General features: G+C 39.1%; 15 protein-coding genes. 11 read left to right on the forward strand and 4 right to left on the reverse strand.

Translation table 11 applies throughout. The features are described 5' to 3' along the window. Positions 1-181 precede the first annotated feature (181 nt). From IEX29_RS13540 to IEX29_RS13570, 7 genes are all read left to right on the forward strand, one after another. Entirely contained in the window at positions 182-1,915 is a 1,734-nt protein-coding gene (locus IEX29_RS13540; RefSeq protein ID WP_188734917.1) for a phospho-sugar mutase, read from the forward strand. Between the two features lie 44 nt (positions 1,916-1,959). Then, positions 1,960-3,888: a 1,4-alpha-glucan branching protein GlgB gene (glgB, locus tag IEX29_RS13545; protein WP_188734918.1), complete on the forward strand. Its 1,929-nt coding sequence runs from the start codon at positions 1,960-1,962 to the stop codon at positions 3,886-3,888. 102 nt (positions 3,889-3,990) lie between these two features. After that, positions 3,991-5,133 carry a glucose-1-phosphate adenylyltransferase gene (locus IEX29_RS13550; protein WP_188734919.1) on the forward strand — a complete coding sequence of 381 codons (1,143 nt, stop codon included), beginning with the start codon at positions 3,991-3,993 and terminating at the stop codon, positions 5,131-5,133. Further along, positions 5,123-6,295: a glucose-1-phosphate adenylyltransferase subunit GlgD gene (gene glgD / locus IEX29_RS13555; RefSeq protein WP_188734920.1), complete on the forward strand. Its 1,173-nt coding sequence runs from the start codon at positions 5,123-5,125 to the stop codon at positions 6,293-6,295. The genes IEX29_RS13550 and glgD overlap by 11 nt, the downstream gene beginning before the upstream one ends. Before the next feature lie 14 nt (positions 6,296-6,309). Beyond that, entirely contained in the window at positions 6,310-7,743 is a 1,434-nt protein-coding gene (gene glgA, locus IEX29_RS13560) for a glycogen synthase GlgA (RefSeq protein ID WP_188734921.1), read from the forward strand. Positions 7,744-7,946: 203 nt separating this feature from the next. Then, positions 7,947-10,367, forward strand: coding sequence for a glycogen/starch/alpha-glucan phosphorylase (locus IEX29_RS13565; protein ID WP_188734922.1), 2,421 nt, complete (start codon positions 7,947-7,949; stop codon positions 10,365-10,367). Further along, entirely contained in the window at positions 10,348-12,201 is a 1,854-nt protein-coding gene (locus IEX29_RS13570; RefSeq protein WP_229720220.1) for a glycoside hydrolase family 13 protein, read from the forward strand. Before IEX29_RS13565 ends, IEX29_RS13570 begins: the two co-directional genes overlap by 20 nt. Positions 12,202-12,258: 57 nt before the next feature. Here the strand turns inward: IEX29_RS13570 and IEX29_RS13575 are convergent, their stop codons facing one another. Both IEX29_RS13575 and IEX29_RS13580 read right to left on the reverse strand, forming a co-directional pair. Beyond that, entirely contained in the window at positions 12,259-12,723 is a 465-nt protein-coding gene (locus tag IEX29_RS13575) for a DUF1307 domain-containing protein (RefSeq protein ID WP_188734924.1), read from the reverse strand. A 214-nt stretch (positions 12,724-12,937) separates the two neighbouring features. Next, positions 12,938-13,411, reverse strand: a complete 474-nt coding sequence (locus tag IEX29_RS13580) for a DUF1307 domain-containing protein (RefSeq protein WP_188734925.1) — start codon at positions 13,409-13,411, stop codon at positions 12,938-12,940. A 575-nt stretch (positions 13,412-13,986) separates the two neighbouring features. Here IEX29_RS13580 and IEX29_RS13585 point away from each other — a divergent pair. The 3 genes from IEX29_RS13585 to IEX29_RS13595 all read left to right on the forward strand — a co-directional run bounded on the left by IEX29_RS13585 (position 13,987) and on the right by IEX29_RS13595 (position 16,187). After that, entirely contained in the window at positions 13,987-14,379 is a 393-nt protein-coding gene (locus tag IEX29_RS13585) for a hypothetical protein (RefSeq protein WP_188734926.1), read from the forward strand. A 373-nt stretch (positions 14,380-14,752) separates the two neighbouring features. After that, on the forward strand, positions 14,753-15,514 hold the full coding sequence (locus tag IEX29_RS13590; protein WP_229720221.1) for a glycerophosphodiester phosphodiesterase: 762 nt from the start codon (positions 14,753-14,755) through the stop codon (positions 15,512-15,514). Then, on the forward strand, positions 15,501-16,187 hold the full coding sequence (locus IEX29_RS13595) for a glycerophosphodiester phosphodiesterase (RefSeq protein ID WP_188734927.1): 687 nt from the start codon (positions 15,501-15,503) through the stop codon (positions 16,185-16,187). Before IEX29_RS13590 ends, IEX29_RS13595 begins: the two co-directional genes overlap by 14 nt. 182 nt (positions 16,188-16,369) lie before the next feature. Here IEX29_RS13595 and IEX29_RS13600 read toward each other — a convergent pair whose 3' ends face one another. Next, complete coding sequence (locus IEX29_RS13600; RefSeq protein ID WP_188734928.1) at positions 16,370-17,221, reverse strand: AraC family transcriptional regulator; 852 nt, start codon at positions 17,219-17,221, stop codon at positions 16,370-16,372. Between the two features lie 96 nt (positions 17,222-17,317). Further along, positions 17,318-17,851 (reverse strand): GNAT family N-acetyltransferase, encoded by a 534-nt coding sequence (locus tag IEX29_RS13605; protein ID WP_188734929.1) that lies wholly within the window; start codon positions 17,849-17,851, stop codon positions 17,318-17,320. A gap of 103 nt (positions 17,852-17,954) precedes the next feature. Between IEX29_RS13605 and IEX29_RS13610 the strand changes: the two genes are divergently transcribed. Next, positions 17,955-18,503: a nucleotidyltransferase domain-containing protein gene (locus IEX29_RS13610; protein ID WP_188734930.1), complete on the forward strand. Its 549-nt coding sequence runs from the start codon at positions 17,955-17,957 to the stop codon at positions 18,501-18,503. Positions 18,504-18,569: the final 66 nt, after the last annotated feature.

Raw genomic sequence — 18,569 nt, forward strand, 5'->3', positions numbered from 1 at the left:
CAAACATCGCAGTCATGTTATCATGTATAACATAGAACCATTCCATATATTAACAATATATAATAATGGGGAAAAGCGGTGTTTTTTTGTACCAATTTCTAGTATTTTCTGGAAAATATAAAGTTATTTCTAAATAGCGGTGAGATAGTGCATTGTTTTTAATGTTGAAGGGGGAATGTTTATGTCATATCAAAGCACCTATGAACAATGGAAGAATGAAGAAGCTCTTGATAGAGAGCTCAAAACAGAATTAGAAAGTCTCTTAAAAAATGAAACAGAATTAGAAGATGCTTTCTCACATCCCTTAGAATTTGGTACTGCTGGCATGCGTGGAATATTAGGTCCGGGAATTAATCGAATGAACATTTATACGGTGAGACAGGCTACAGAAGGTCTGGCCCGATTTATGGAAAGTCAGTCAGAAGAGAACAAATCCAGAGGAGTAGCGATCGCCTACGATTCCAGACATAAGTCTCCTGAATTTGCTTTAGAAGCTGCAAGGACACTTGCGCGTCATGGGATTCCGGCCTATGTATTTGAATCACTGCGCCCGACTCCAGAGTTATCCTTTGCTGTAAGACATTTAAATACATTTACCGGAATTATGATTACTGCATCACATAATCCCGCAAATTATAATGGCTATAAAATATATGGAGAAAGCGGAGGACAAATGCCGCCAAAAGATGCAGATGCATTAACAGAATATGTCCGCTCGGTAGAGAATCCTCTGCAGATTGAAGTATTATCGGAAGAAGAGGCAAAAGAGAAGGGCTTTCTGAAAATAATTGGTAAAGAAGTAGATGATGCTTATTTACAGGAAGTAGATACAGTAACAATTGACAGAGAACTGGTATCAAGAGAAGGAAAGGATTTAAAGCTTGTTTTTACCCCGCTGCACGGTGCCGGGAAAATGCTTGGAGAAAAAGCATTAGAGCAAGCCGGGTTTAAAGGATTTTCGCTTGTACCTGAGCAAAGTGTCGCTGATCCTGACTTTACCACTGTTAAATCACCTAACCCGGAAGAGCATTCAGCGTTCGAATATGCTATTGCTTTAGGTGAAAAAGAGGGCGCAGATTTGCTGGTGGCAACAGATCCGGATGCCGATCGTCTGGGTGTCGCTGTTAAGCTTCCGGACGAAACGTATAAAGTATTGAGCGGCAACCAAATTGGAGCGCTGATGCTGGATTATATTTTGAAAGCACGGAAAGAGGCGAATACACTTCCGGATAATGCTGTGGTATTAAAATCGATTGTTTCAAGTGAGCTCTCTACAGCAATTGCTGAAAAATACCAGACTAAAATGGTTAATGTGCTTACAGGCTTTAAATTTATCGCTGAAAAAATTCAGCAGTATCAGGAGGATGGATCGCAGACATTTATGTTTGGGTTTGAAGAGAGCTACGGCTATCTGGTAAAACCGTTTGTCAGAGATAAAGATGCGATTCAGGCACTTGTATTGATTGCTGAAGTTGCTACCTACTACAAGCAGAAAAATGAAAACTTATACGATGCGTTGCAGGAAATCTTTGCTGCGTATGGCTGCTACCAGGAAAAAACAATTTCTATTACAATGAGCGGTTTAGAAGGATCAGCGAAAATAGCTTCTTTAATGAGACAGCTGCGGGAAGAAGCTCCGGCATCTTTTGGAGGAATAAAGGTTGTCAGTACAGAAGATTATAAAACACAGAAAAAAGTACATGCAGACGGTTCAGTAACTTCATTGAATACACCGGCATCAGATGTATTGAAATACTTCTTGGAGGATGAGAGCTGGATAGCGGCACGGCCTTCCGGAACGGAGCCTAAAATCAAGTTCTATATTGGTGTAAAGGCAGGAAGTGAAGAGGCGGCAGAGGAAAAAATAAAAGCTTTTTCAGCAGCTATTTCTGAAGTAACCAATGTAACCAGCTAAATGTCTCCTCAATAATAAGCTTTAACGAGTGGCGGGGTGAAGAAATGCATACAAACGAGTATTTGGAATTGGAAACAGAAGATGCAATAAAAAGGTTTCACACTGGCGAAAATTTTTATAGTCAGCATGTTTTCGGATATCACCAGGATGAGCGGGAAGAGGGGACAGGCTTTGTTTTCCGTGTCTGGGCACCTAACGCACAACAGATATGGCTTGTGGGAACATTTAATGACTGGGATGAATCCTTGCCGATGCAGAAAAATGAAGAATATGGTTATTGGGAGGTTTTCACCACAAGACCTGCAGAAAATGATTTATATAAATATAAGGTGCGCCAGGAAGATGGCAGAGAGGTTTATAAAATTGATCCATTTGCCTTTGCTTTTGAGAAACGGCCCGATAATGCAGCTGTGATTCACCATGTTCCGGAGAAAAAATGGAAGGACGGCTTATGGTATGGCAGAAAGAAGCGTTCTAATTTCTTTAAGCGTCCCATAAATATCTATGAGGTACATGCCAGCTCCTGGAAGCATCATGAAGACGGGACCCCTTATTCTTTTGCAGATTTAAAGGAAGAGTTAATTCCTTATGCAAAAGAAATGGGGTATACCCATATTGAATTCATGCCATTAATGGAGCATCCATTAGGCGCATCATGGGGATATCAGCTGATAGGCTACTTTGCATTAAGCTCCTACTACGGCAAACCGGAGGAATTTCAGGACTTTGTAGAGGAGTGTCACCGGAATAATATAGGTGTTTTCGTGGACTGGGTTCCAGGTCATTTCTGTGTCAATGATGATGCTCTTGCAACGTATGACGGCACCCCTCAATTTGAATATCAGGACCCGAACCGGGCAGCGAATGTCCGCTGGGGTTCTGTCAATTTTGATTTAGGCAGGCCGGAGGTGCAGTCCTTCCTTATTTCAAGCGCGCTGTTTTGGCTGGAAATGTACCATATTGACGGGATTCGCGTTGACGCGGTTTCCAGTATGCTGTATTTAGATTATGATGATGGACCTTGGCAGCCGAATCATGAAGGAGGAAATAGAAATTTCGAAGGATATTATTTCCTGCAAAAGCTGAATGCAGTTGTGAAGCTTGCGCATCCGGAAGCTATTATGGTTGCGGAGGAAAGTTCATCTGATACGCAGGTCACAGGATTAATTGAGACAGGAGCACTCGGCTTTGATTATAAATGGAACATGGGCTGGATGAACGATGTGCTTCAATTTTATAAGATGGATCCGGCTTTTAGAAAGGATCATTTTAACTTAATCACCTTCTCCTTTATGTATATGATGCAGGAAAACTATATTCTGCCGCTTTCCCATGATGAGGTTGTTCATGGAAAGAAGAGCTTAATGCATAAAATGTGGGGAGATAGATATAAACAATTTGCTCAATTGCGTAATATGTATACGTATATGATGACTCACCCTGGAAAGAAGCTCTTATTTATGGGAAGTGAATGGGGACAATTTTTAGAGTGGAAGTATGATGAAGAATTGGAATGGCGGGATTTAGCGGATGCCTTTAACAAAAATATGCAGCATTTTACTTCCCGTCTGAATCAGTTTTATAAAGAACAGCCGGCGCTATGGGAGCTGGAAGAGAGCTACGATACGATTTCCATTATCGATGCAGATAACCATAACGATTCTGTCCTTAGTTTTATTCGGAAAAGTAAGAAGAAAAAAGATTTTCTGATTATTGTTTTAAATATGACCCCTGTAGAGCGTCAGGATTTTCATATCGGCGTTCCCTATCAAGGAAGCTACAAAGAAATATGGAATACGGAAATGAAAGAATTCGGCGGTACATGGGAAGAGCATAACCCTGATCAATTGACGGAGGATGTTTCTTTTAAGGAGTATCCTTACCGCATAAAAACTGTAGTACCGGCACTGGGAGCGTTAATTCTGCGGCCTGAGAGTATTAAAGTATCCAGAAAACGACCAGCTGCTAAGTGATTTTCCAACATATATAAGCTGAATTACGTGCTTCATTTTTTACAATAAATTTAGAAGAGTAATTGAAAGGGGGACAGGTGAAAGGCTGCTTTCACCGCGTATATGAAAAATGAGATGCTAGCAATGATTCTTGCAGGAGGAAAAGGATCACGATTGGGGAAATTAACAAAAAATATTGCTAAACCTGCTGTTCCGTTTGGAGGAAGATACCGTATAATTGATTTCACTCTAAGTAATTGTGCTAATTCAGGAATAAAAAATGTGGGTGTTGTGACACAGTATCAGCCGCTTGCTTTAAATAACCATGTAGATAATGGGACAAGCTGGGGGCTTGATGGAATTAATTCCGGTGTGACAATTCTTCAGCCTTATGCCGGTTCAGAGGGCGGTAAATGGTTTGAAGGTACTGCACATGCTATTTATCAGAATATTTCTTATATCGATGAGATGAATCCTGAATATCTGCTTGTATTATCCGGAGATCATATTTATAAAATGGACTATGAAGAGATGCTGGAAACACATAAAGCAAATGATGCTTCTTTAACTGTTGCAGTACTCGAAGTCCCTGAAAAAGAAGCTTCCCGTTTTGGAATTATGAATACAGATGAAAACGACCGGATTATTGAATTTGAAGAGAAACCTGAGAATCCAAAGAGTAATCTGGCATCGATGGGAATCTATATTTTTAATTGGAGCAGATTAAGAGAGGTTCTATTAAGCAGTTATTCCAAAGATGATCACATGCTGGATTTTGGAAAACACGTTATCCCTTCTTATTTAGAAGGAGGAGAAAATGTATTTGTTTACCGCTTTGCCGGTTATTGGAAGGATGTTGGGACGATTGACTCTCTCTGGGAAGCAAATATGGAATTTATTAACCCGGAGATGAATCTGAATATCCGGGATAAGTCATGGCGCGTGTATTCAAAAAATACAATTTCACCACCAAACTTTTTAACAGATACTGCCTCCGTGACGGATTCTCTCATTGTTGATGGATGCTATGTTGCAGGAAGTATTAAAAACAGTATTCTATCAAATGATGTGCAGGTAAAAGAAGGATCGCAAATTACCGACAGCTTTATTATGCCGGGAGCAAGCATCGGCAGAAATGTAAGTATTCACCGGGCAATTATCGGAGAAGATGCGGTTGTTGGAGATAACACAGTAATTGATGGAACGGAAGATATAGGGGTAGTAGGTTATTCTGAAGTGATTGGAGTGACGATGGATGAGGACTAATAAAATTTGTGCTGTTTTAGGGAATATTCAACGCTATAACGCTTTACTCCCATTAACCAATGAAAGACCGTTAGCAACATTACCATTTGCTTGTAAATACAGACTGATTGATTTTCCGCTTTCCAGTATTGTTAATGCAAATATAAACACAGTGTATATGATTTTTAATGAAGGGGAAACACAATCTGTATTCGATCATATCGGTGGAGGAAAAGAATGGAATTTAGATGGCGTCCATAACCGATTCTTTATCCATCTTTACCAGGACTTTTTGAAATTAAAAGCCCATAATCAAAGCTATTACCGTCCACTGATAGATTACTTGGAAAAATCAAAATCAGAATATACGGTTTATATGAGCAGTAAAATGATTTGTAATATTGACTTACGTGCAGTTCTAAAAATTCACCAGCAGCAAAACAATGAAATGACAGTTGTTTATAAAAAGGTTGAATCTGAAAAAATATGCCAGACAGATGCCGTATTATCCTTGACTGAAAATGGACAGATTACGGAAGTGCGTCCATATATGGAGCATCTGCAGACTGCCGATCAGGAGAACCTCTGCATGGATATTTATATTGTTCAGACAAATTGGCTGATCCGCCAGTTAAAAGAAGGCCAGCAGGAGGGAACTCCAGCCGACATCCAAGATTTTCTTCGTAAAAAAATTCATACCGTAAAAAGCTCAACTTATGAACACACGGGTTATCTAAGTAATATCTTTGACATTAACTCGTATTATAATGCATCGCTTGATATGCTTAATCAACAAAAATTCAGTTCTCTTCTCTATTCTAATCAAAAAGTATATACCAAATTAAAAAATGAAGTTCCAACATATTATTCAGATTCATCGGAAGTAAACAACAGCCAGTTTGCAACAGGATGTATTATTGAAGGCAAGGTAGAAGGATCCTCCATATCCCGTGGGACAGTGCTGGATAAAGGGACAGAAGTCATCGACTCCATCATTATGCCAAATGCAAAAATATGTGCAGGTGCCAGAGTCCAGAATGCTATTCTGGATAAAGAAGTGGTAGTAGATCCTGGGGTACAGATAATTGGAACAAGAGAAAATCCGGTTGTTATTGAAAAATATCAGCACGTGACTAATGATATCCTCGCAAATGGAGTAGCAGTCAGTGATATAGAGAGATAGGGGGAAAAACATACATGAAATTATTATTTGCTAGTGCGGAATGTGCACCGTTTTTTAAGACAGGCGGTCTCGGAGATGTAATTGGTGCGCTACCAAAGGAATTAGCAAAGAAAGACATAGAAGTGGCAGTTGTACTGCCACTTCACAAAAAGATGCCGGATGTATACAGGGATCGCTGTGAACATGTAGGCTCATTATCCATAGATGTAGGCTGGAGAAATCAATATTGTGGTATTGAACGTTTAGAAATGGACAATGTCACCTATTATTTTATTGATAACCTGTATTATTTTAACCGGGATGATTTATATGGTTTTTATGATGATGGGGAGCGCTTTGCTTTCTTTCAGCTTGCACTGATTGAGATGATGGAAGCAGTCGATTATATTCCTGATGTTATCAATGTAAATGACTTCCATACAGCCATGGTGCCATTTCTCCTGAAAGAAAAATATCACTGGGTAGAAGCATATCAATCTATCCGGACAGTGCTGACGATTCATAATATAGAATTTCAGGGACGATACAACCCGGAAGTGTTATCTGATTTGTTTGGAGTCGGCGACAGAAAGTATCATGATGGAACCATTCGTTTTGAAAATGACATTAATTTTCTGAAATCAGGTATTGTGTATGCAGATAAGGTAAATACCGTCAGTCATTCTTATGCAAGGGAAATTCAAACCTCCGAATTCGGGAACGGCTTAGAGGGAATTCTCAGGCAGGAGCAAGGAAAATTGTCCGGCATTGTGAATGGAATAGATTATGAGATTAATAATCCGGAAACAGATCAGGCGTTAAAATCTAACTATTCTATAACCAGCTTGGAAGGAAAGAAAGATTGTAAGAAAGAATTGCAGGAATTAATGGGACTTCCTGTGCGGGAAGATGTCCCGGTAATTGCGGTTGTCAGCCGTCTGACACACCAGAAAGGTTTTCACCTTGTTCTGGAAGAATTGGAAAACCTATTACAATATAATGTTCAGTTTGTACTGCTGGGAACTGGAGATCCATCATTTGAACATCATTTTCGATTGATTTCGGAATGGTACCCGAATAAGTGTGCAGTAAATATCACATTTGATGTGACACTTGCGCAAAAGATTTATGCTGGATCTGATATGTTCCTGATGCCTTCAAAATTTGAACCATGCGGGTTATCACAGCTGATTTCTATGCGTTATGGAACCCTGCCGATAGTTCATGAAATAGGTGGTCTCAAGGATACAGTAGAACCGTATAATCCAGTTGGAAAAACAGGCACAGGGTTTGGTTTTTCCTTATTTACACCATACTACATGATGGAAGCATTGAAAAAAGCAGTGCATGTTTACCAGGACGAACAGGATGTATGGAAAAAACTTATGCATACTGCAATGTCACAGGATTTCAGTTGGGAAACATCCAGCGAAAAGTATTACTCGCTTTACAAAGAAATATATGGATAGAGTGTGTTCAAAAAGTTCAGTGCGTGTTTTATCTTGAACTTTTTGAACACCTTCTTATAGATTAGGATAAACACATAACAGCATCAGTTTAAGTAGAATAAGCGGCTTTTTTAAGAAAAAAGCGCCATGCTGTTTTAAATTTTCATTTCTTAAAAAAGGTGCTTGCAGCTGAACTTAGATAATGCAGAAAAGAGGCTTAATACATGGTTTTAGATAAGGAAGTTTTCAAAGAAGAATTGAAGCAGAGACTGAGAGAGAATTATGCAATGGAGTTGGAGGATGCGAGTGAGCATGAGATTTTCTATGCTTTGGGGGCATTGGTGAAAGCACGCTACTCGGATGCCTGGAGAGATACTTGGAAGTATTATGTAGATAAGCATAAAAAGCAGGTATACTATTTTTCGATTGAATTTTTACCTGGCAGGATGCTGAAAAGTAATCTATTGAACTTGGGGTTACTGGATACGGCAAGAGAAGCCTTAACAGATCTCGGTATTGATTTAGACAGCCTGGCAGAAGTAGAAAAGGATATGGCATTAGGAAATGGCGGTCTTGGACGATTAGCCTCCTGCTTTATGGATTCGATTGCTTCTTGTGGTCTTCCTGGGAATGGGAATGGAATTCGCTATGATTACGGGCTTTTTAAGCAGCGATTCGTGGATGGCTATCAGGTAGAGCTTCCAGATGAGTGGCTGCAGAGCGGGAATATTTGGGAAATACGCAGAGAAAGTAAAGCTGTCGATGTCCGTGTTGGCGGGCATGTGTACTTAGCAGAGGCAATGGAAGGGAAATTGAAGCCGGTTTACGAGAATGAACGTATTCTGCGGGCAGTTCCTTACGATACAGGAATGGTGGGCTATGAGAATAATGTCGTGAACACACTGCGTTTATGGTCTGTAGAAATTCCTGATTCTGAAGAAGATAAATATCAGAGTATCCAGGGGCGCAGAGAACTGGAGGATTTAACAGCGGTTCTTTACCCGGATGATTCCAATGAACACGGGCGTTTAATCCGATTAACACAGGAATATTTCTTTGTATCTGCAGGAATCCAGAGTATTATCCGTCACTATAAGAAACGGGTTCAGAAGCCGATTTCTAATCTCAGCGAATATATATCCATTCATATTAATGATACCCACCCTGCATTATGTGTGCCGGAAATGATGCGTATCTTGGTTGATGAGGAAGATTTATCCTGGGAGCAGGCCTGGGATATTACAGGAAAAGTGATGAGTTATACGAACCACACGATTATGGCGGAAGCATTAGAAAAATGGTCGATTGATTTAATGAAGCGCACATTGCCGCGAATGTACCAAATTATTGAAGAGATTGATGCGCGCTATGTGCAGACCATGCGGGAGCTGCATCCGCATGATCTGGTAGAACGCACCCGGATTATTCGTAATGGACAGGTTCATATGGCGCATTTGTCTATTATCGGCAGTCACAGCACCAATGGCGTGGCAAAATTACATTCAGATTTATTAAAATCAGTTGTTTTACATGATTTTTATATTATTTATCCAGACCGCTTTAATAATAAGACGAATGGGATTGCCCAGCGCAGATGGTCACAGATTGTCAATGAGCCAATGTCAAGCGTATTGGATGAAACGATTGGAAAGACATGGAGAAAGGATCCGGGAGATTTAAAATTGCTGATGAACTATCAATCGGATCAAGCGGTCTTAGACAAATTAGCTGAAGCAAAGAAAATAAATAAGCAAGTGTTGGCTGATTATATTTTGGAAACAACGGAGATTGAAGTTTCTACCGATGCTATCTTTGATGTACAAATTAAAAGGCTGCATGCTTATAAACGTCAGCTGTTAAATCTATTGCATATTATCAAGCTTTATCAGGATTTAAAGGAGAACCCGGATTTAGATATGCAAAAGCGTGTATTTATATTTGGAGCAAAGGCAGCACCAAGCTATCATTATGCAAAAGTAATCATTAAGTGTATTAATGAAGCAGCTAATTTAATTAATAATGATTCTGATATCAAAGACCGTATTAAGATTGTTTTCTTACCAAATTACAATGTCAGCCTGGCAGAGAAAATTATTCCTGCTGCAGACGTCAGTGAACAAATTTCGCTTGCCTCTAAGGAAGCTTCCGGTACAAGTAATATGAAGCTGATGCTGAATGGTGCTATTACACTTGCTACGCTGGATGGTGCCAATGTAGAAATCAGAGATGCAGTCGGTGATGATAATATTTATATCTTCGGTCTCACGGAGAAAGAGGTCTATGAATATTATGAGAATCAGGAGTATTCTGCGCAGCAGCTGTATGATGAAAATCCAATTATCCGCCGTGTTTTAAATGCGTTTATTGATGGAACCATTCCAAATATCGTTTATGAAGGACGGGAGATTTTTGATTCACTCATTAAATATAATGATGAGTATTTCTTATTGCGTGATTTTGATTCCTACGTAAAAGCACAGGAGGAAATTGGTAAAGCTTATGGAGATCAGAGCTTCTGGCAAAAAATGAGCTTAATCAATATTGCTAATGGAGGCAGATTTTCGTCCGATGAGACAGTGCGCCGTTATGCTGAGGATATTTGGAAAATAGAGCCGAAAGATTCATTTGTTACCGAGAAAGGATAGTATTATGCCGCATGTTTATTATAATTCGTGGATAAGTGACTATAAAAAACCATTTGGAGCAGTACAGCCTGAAGAAAAGGTTACGTTTCAGGTGGATATCCATGAAAATCAAGTTATAGAAGCACAATTTATTATTCGTAAAGAAAATGGAAGTCATGAGGAAGAAAAATATCAGATGAAGGATATAGGGGATAATCGTTTTTCCTGTAGTTACACACCTCATGAAGGAAAAGGCCTGTATTTTTATTATTTTTCTGTGAAGTGGAAGGATGATCATGGCGGGGAATTAACAGCGTATTGGGGAGCTTCAGCTGTTAAGGGAGAAGGCAGGCTGTACTATGAACAGCACGAGGTTATCCCCTACCAGTTAACCTGTTATGAAAAGGAAGAAAAAACGCCGGATTGGTACCGGGAAGCTGTATTTTATCAGATTTTCCCGGACCGTTTTTATAACGGAAATCCAGATGGGAAGGTAAATAAATCGAAGCGGAACAGTTTTATCTATGGGGATACACGTGATACACCGATGTATATACGCGGACCTAAAGGAGAAATTCTGCGCTGGGATTTTTATGGCGGTAATTTAGAAGGAATCAGACAGAAGATACCTTATCTGAAGGATTTAGGCATCAATGCGATTTATCTGAATCCGATTTTTCAGGCAGCCAGTAATCATCGCTATGATACATCGGATTATATGAAGATTGACCCGATGCTCGGTGATGAAGCGTTATTCCGGGAAATCATAGAAGACCTTCATGCAGAAGGGATCCATGTTATCTTGGACGGTGTATTCAGTCATGTCGGGAGAAACAGTATCTATTTCAACTATGACGGTACTTATGGAGAAGACAGGGGAGCATACCGGAATCCGGACAGTCCGTATTATCCATGGTTCAGCTTCAGTGAATATCCTGATAAGTACGCATCCTGGTGGGGAATTGATGATCTCCCGGAAGTGGATAAGTCAAACAAAGAATTTCAAGATTATATCTACCAGGATGATCACAGTGTCATTGATAAATGGAGCAAGCTGGGTGTAGATGGATGGCGTTTGGATGTTGCGGATGAGCTCCCGGATGAATTTATTTCAGGTATTCGCCAGAAGCTGGACCAATATCCGGAAAAAGTACTTATCGGCGAAGTCTGGGAGGACGCTTCGAATAAAATTGCCTATGAAAAACGGCGGCAATATATTTTAGGAGATCATCTGCATGGCGTGATGAATTATCCATTCCGGAATACAGTCTTAGACCTGCTGCAATTGGAAAAGTCCCCGCAGGAGCTCTGTCAAAGGCTGACGCAGCTTCATGAAAATTATCCAAAGGATGTTCTTTTTAATAATCTAAATAATATTGGTACACATGATACGAAGCGAATTTATACATTCCTGGGAGAGGATAAGGAAAGACTGAAGCTTGCGCTGAGCTTTTTACTGATTGCCCCGGGAATTCCTTGTATTTATTATGGAGACGAAGCTGGACTCACAGGAGAACAGGATCCGGATAACCGTAAATTCTTTCCTTGGGAGGATTTAGATCATGATATTTTTAAGCATTGTCAAAGATGGATAGCTGAAAGAAAACAGAATAACACATTAAAATATGGTGATTTTGTTCTTTTCCATACGGATGAGGTATTAGGAATACTTCGTTTTACAGATCAGGAATATACTATCTATATTATCAATCCCCATGATGCAGAAAAATCCTGCCATTTTGATGACCTGCAATTCTTGCGTGAGGTACCATTAACGGATGAAGTAATAAAGGGTATTTTTAAGGATTTAACGATTAATGGAAAAAGTGATTTTTTTGTAACGGGAAGGATATAGATGAGCATTAAAAAAAGCAGAGTGCATCAACATGATGATGCACTCTGCTTTCATATTTTATTCTTCTACCTTTTCAAAACCCTGTTCTTCCAAGGATTTGACGGCATCTTCTAAATTTAAATTACCTTCTTCATTTTCTAAAAGCTCATTAAGTCCCGGCAGATCTGCAGTGTCTGCGATTGAGAAATCAACTTTAATTGTTTCGATAAAATGATCATCCTGGAAATCGAGGTTATAGTCCAGGCCGTCGATCCCTTGTAAAGGTTCCGCAGTTGGGGTGATTAGGGCTTCTGCATCTTCTTTAGATTCTACGCCTCTGATACTGTCGTAAGAGGTTATGCTTGTGCTTGACTGCTCAATGATTTCTTCATCATCGGCAACCAGGGTCACCTCGATAGAGTTATCCCCTTTCTCTAGTTTATACGTTACTGTTTCCTGATTTGATCCACATGCAGCTAAAGTAATAAAGGAAATAAGCAAGAGAACAAATCCAGCCATTTTGAAGTATTTTTTATTTCCCATCTTCGCTTCTCCTGTTCTTATATAATTAAGCTAATCGTATCGGATTGAAACGGGAAAGTCAAAAGAGTTTTCTGTGAGTAATAGAAAGATAGTATTAGAGCATTATTGGAAGGGAAATATAAAATAGTTTCTGTTGGTGTCTAAAAAATAGATTATAAACAATATAAAACCGCACCACCAGGTGGTACGGTTTTACGTTACTTTAGCAATTATATTATTCTTCTACTACTTCCAGTCCTGCATCTTCTAATTCTTTAACAGTTTCTTCTAAGCTGATATATTCATCATCTTCCATAGCTGGAAGGCTGGCACCAGGGATGCTGTTTAACTCCTCCATATCAACAGTTGTCAAATCTACAGAAATGGTTTGGGTAAGCTCATCTTCACCATATTTAATCTCGAATTCGATACCTTCTACATCTTCAAATGGTTCAAATTGTGCACGAATTTCTTCGTCCATTTTTTCCGCTTCTTCCTTTGACTCAACCCCTACAGTAGAGTAAGGCATTTCCATTTTAACCGTTTGATGTGTTATTTCATCATCTTTAGCATCGAGTGTAACTTCCATGTTCATTCCCATTTGTTCCCCTTTAAGGGTAACTGTTTCTTCAGATCCGCAAGCTGCCAATCCTAGAGTAACAATCATTAAAAATAATAGTCCGGTAATTCTAAAAGCTGTTTTTTTCATTATAGTCTTTACTCCTATCCATTTTTTACTATAGTTAGCGTATCGAATTCAAACATCAAAGTCAAAGTAAAATTGAGAAAAAACAAAGAATTGGACTATTATCCTGCGCTGTAAGTAGTGTGGAATTACTTTTATTGGATGACCACTATGAAATTCGGGCGATTTTGATTATTGATGAGAAATAGTGTTCAACACATAACTCTGAGTAAAATCATAATAATTTATAAAAAAATTTGATACAATGATGTTGACAGGTTGGAATGAAGCGTAAAATTCAGGTGTAACGAAGTATTATCTCAGAAAAGATGAATGAATGCGCTTTTTGCGTTTACACAAAAAAGTAATAAACGTATGAAGACAGGGAAGAATATGAATCCGCATAAGGATTGTTTAATATGACGATACAGCATGGAAGGTATTTACCAGGCGCAGTACTTTGTTGTCCTGAGAGACGCAAACATCAGGTTATCAAAACAATGGATTCAGGATTCGGATATGCAGTTATGTCATGTTTTTATAAGGTGTTGGCAGCTGCATAATATTTTAATTCTGCATTAAAGAAAAGAGGTACAGTAATGGAAGCAAAAGAACGCAGAGAACAAATCAAGCAATATTGTCAGGAGTACGACAGTACCTATGCAAAGCTTGTGGAACCGATTAATGATATGTTAAGTGAGGTTGACGCTGGTATATCAGAAGAAACTGCAAATAAAATATTGGAAAACTTAAAGCTTTCCAGTGAAGGACAAAAAGAGGTATTTGACTGTCATCTAGATGAAAGCAATAATTTCCTGAGAGACGGTATAGAGGATTTAAAAAATGGCAACCTCGGGGATGGTGCACTACAGATATTCGGAGCAGGACTGAATTTCGCCAGTTATGCTGCGAAGGCTTCAGCAACACAGGAAGTTCATGCGCATGAAATGCTGGATGAGCGATTTAAGAAGTTAAAGTCGACATTAAAATAAATAATGATTTATTGGAAAAGAGATTTTCGGGTAGATACAAATACTACCGGAAATCTCTTTTCTTATTTTCCCATCTCTGCAAAAATGATTTTTTCTCCTTTCGATTTATAATAAATGTGAATTTTATTAAGTTATTGTAAGTTATTTGAATAGAAAACGAAGTATCGGTATGGATTTGGTAAATTTCAACGATTCACGAAACAGGTATGCTTTAATGGAATTAAGGGGAGGGAGGAAAAATAATCAGTTACCTTTTTAGGTTAAAGGCAAAAAAATGCTGAAACAGAATAGTTTTAAGCTCAGGGGTTTTGTGTATTTTAAACAGACAAGTCTGCTAAATATCTTAGACTAGTTTAAACCAGGAGGGATCACTTTGACAAAAGTATATGGACACCGGGGGATGATGGGGGGATATCCAGAAAATACACTGCTCAGTTTTGAGAAAGCTCTCGAAGCAGGTGCAGATGGATTGGAAATAGATGTGCACCTGACAAAAGACGGAGAGTTTATTGTAATGCATGATGCTACGTTAAACCGTACGACGAATGGAATTGGACCGGTATCGGAATATACCTTTTCAGAAATTCGGGAATTGCAATTAAGCTGTTCTTACTATTCATCATTCGCACACTATGACAAGAGCTGGGAGGAAGAAAAAATCCCCTCCTTAACAGAGGTACTTCAATTAGTCAGCTCGTATCCAGAAGCTGCATTAAATATTGAACTAAAAACAGACGAACATCTATATGAAGATATAGAGCAAAGACTGATAGACCATGTAAACAGATTTCCTGATATGAAGGATCGTGTGATTTATTCCAGCTTTCACTTGCCTACATTGATTCGATTGCGACATTATGACCGCGATGCACGTTTGGCATGGATTATTAATCAGCCGATTTCCCACCCGGAGGATTATATTGATATTCTTGGGCTGGAGGCATTACACATCGGAATGGACACGTTTTTAAAGCATATCTATCACTGGGGAAAGTGGAAGAGATTACTGCGTGTGTGGACCGTAAATGACAAAGATACAATAAAACAATTGCTCGATATAAAAGTGAAAGCAATTATTACAGATTATCCGGATCGTGCTATCTTTTACAGGTGTGAGCGCTATGCCATGGCGTAGAATATTACTCAGTTTTGCGATTGCAATCTTTATTATATCGGGTTTCTTTGAAGCGGAGGCGGCAACATCACCTCAAACAAATTCATTATATGGATATGGAACAGAGACATTGTATGCGAAGGCAGCAGAGAATCCTGAGGCAGTTTCTGCTGATATAGAAATTATTGCTAACCGCGGAGCGAATAATGTGTTCAATGAACATACGCTGTCAGCTTATAAGTTTGCTTCAGACGCTAATGCAGATTCGCTGGAGATAGATTTACGGATGACGAAGGATAATGAATTAATTGCACTTCATGATGCAACATTAGACCGTACAACTACAGGATCGGGTGTCCCAGAAGAGTTAACGCTCCGCGAAATGAAGCAATTGGACACGGTAGCAGAGTCTGGACAGGAAATAGCACCAGAAATCCGTACAACGCTTTTATATGGAAGAGATAAATTTGATTTAAAGGATGCCTTAGAAGCAAATGTAGATGTTATCGGGATAGAATCAAGCAATGTTACAAGAGATATTGTGGAGGAGCTTCATCAGCAAGGGAAAGAAGTACATGTGTTTTTTATGGACGAGAGGACAGAGCTTGTTGAACAGCAGCGTGTCATGATGTATGGAGTTGATGGTGTCTTCACAGATGATATTGGTTTCACAAAGCAGGTTATTATGCAATAGGACACGGCGCTGCTTATATAGATTTTCTTGAAGCAGGCTTTCATACTATAGACGTACTTTTAATAATTCGGATAGAATAGAGTTTGGAGAATATATATGAGAAAAGATAATATGCTAAAACAGCCATAAGCCGCAGGTAGGGAAAAGCAGGTTTAATGGCTGTTTTATTCATGTAAAATACATTATCTTTTTCGTACAGGAATCCAAATTTCTGTTTTTGTATCATCAATACTTTTCACAATTTCTGGAGCTTCTGTAAGCTCGTAACCTGAGGTTGGAAACCAGTCTGTGTAGATTCTGCTCCACGTATTCGTTAAAGCATCAGGCATTTTTCCTTCAGCATCAAATACAACCCATTGATGCTTGGATATTTCTAATGCAGCAAGGTCATTTGGAGCAGGTTGGTTGGTGACAACAGCAATATAGTATTCCAGGACTTCTTCGCTTTTCTCTGAACCATGGCATGTGTTGACAGTAATATTCATCACACCGCTTAAGTCAGTATCTTCTCTTTGGAGTTTTTGAAGCTTTTTGTAATCTGCATCAGTGAGCGTACTCCAAAGGGTTGGAGTAAACTCTCCATTCACTGGACGCATGATTTCCTTGTACCCTACAGCTTTGAAAGCATCTTTTTCCACAAAACGATATTTCATCTCAACATCTCCCTTAATAGAAAGTTGGAAGGTTATTCGTGAGTAGGCTTTGAGAGTAACTCTTGTATGCTTTACCGTACTAGGCAAGGTATGATGCAATTCCTGAAAGGCCCTCGAGAAGGAGTCAGGGGATTGGTAACCATATTTTAACGCTACATCAATAACCTTCTTGTTATGATCCCGTAGTTCTAATGCAGCTAATGTTAACCTTCGCCTGCGTACATATTCAGATAAAGGAATACCGGCAAGAAAGGAAAACATCCGTTTGAAATGATGTTCTGAAAAGCAGGCAATCCGGGCTGCCTGCTGATAATTCAGTTCTTTATCTAAATGTTCCTCAATATAGTCGATAGCAGCATTCATTGAAGCAAGCGTATCCATATCATAACCTCCCTGTATTATAAATATAACAAGTCAGAGCGGCAGTTACCCGACAATATACGTTCCATTTTGTCGGAGAGCCTGTTAAGCTGGTGATTATTCAGAAAATGCCTCAGAGTATTGAACAGTGCCATTTACCTTTTTTAACGCATTTTTTTCTAATTCCAGCGCCATAAAAGCATCATCCGGAACATCGAATGGAGCTGCGATTCTCCACAAACTGGCTGGTTTAAAACCAAAGCGGGGGTAGTAATCTGCATGACCTAGTACAATGACAGAATGGTATCCGGATTCCTTTGCTTTTTCTAATCCCTTTTTCACAAGCGTAGACCCGATGCCATGTTTTTGATAATCTGGATGTACAGATACTGGTGCAAGAGCGAGCGATTCTGTTGCTTGTTCTGTGTTCTCAATCCATATTTTTGAAAAAAGAATTTGACCAATAATTTTATCCTGCTTGTTGACTGCGACAATTGATAACTCAGGGATGAAGGCATTAGACCTGCGAATACGCTGGACTAGAAAATGCTCCTGCTGGTCACTCATTTCTTCGTTTCGAAAAGCCTGTTCAATAAGTGTTTCTGTTTTTAGGTAATCCTTTGGTTGTTCTTGACGATAGATTATATTCAAATAAACTCCTCTTTCTTATATGTTACATTTTTGCTGGCTGCTTTTGAATCTATTGTACTAAATAAGAAGGAAATAATAAATAATGGAAAGGAGCCAGCCTGAAGTGAAGAATGAAAATCCATTTAATGAGTCTGTTCAACCTTTTTTAGATAATCTCCTATATGAAATAAAGCAAATTACAGGTAATCAATTCGTCGGCTGTTATCTGCACGGCTCCTTAGCAATGGGAAGCTTTCAATCTGCAAATAGTGATGTTGATTTACTGGTGGTTTTGAATAAAACAATGAGTAAACAGCAAAAACAGAAGCTGGCTGTATTATTTCTATGTCAATCCAATCAACCTTATCCGATTGAAATCAGCTTTTTATTAGAAAGCCACTTAAAGAAATGGGAGCATCCCTTTCCATATATCTTCCACTATAGCGAATACTGGAGAGAGCATATGGAAATGAGTAAAGAGCAAGTGATAGAGGAGAGTGGGAGGAAGGATGCAGATTTGGCTGCGCATATTGCAGTTCTCTTGGATAGGGGAATTACGCTGGAAGGTCCACCGGCCGATAGTATATTTCCTGCAATTCCAAAAGCCGATTATATTTCATCAATACAGTCAGATTCACTAGCGTTGCATAAATATAATAAGAATATTCTGTAAAGTATTTCATAGTCATTTTCGCCAAAAAATCAACAACCTAATAAAGGTGACACTGTCCATTTGGGA

The sequence above is a fragment of the Oceanobacillus neutriphilus genome (genome assembly GCF_014645515.1).
Classification (GTDB): Bacteria; Bacillota; Bacilli; order Bacillales; family Amphibacillaceae; genus Oceanobacillus; species Oceanobacillus neutriphilus.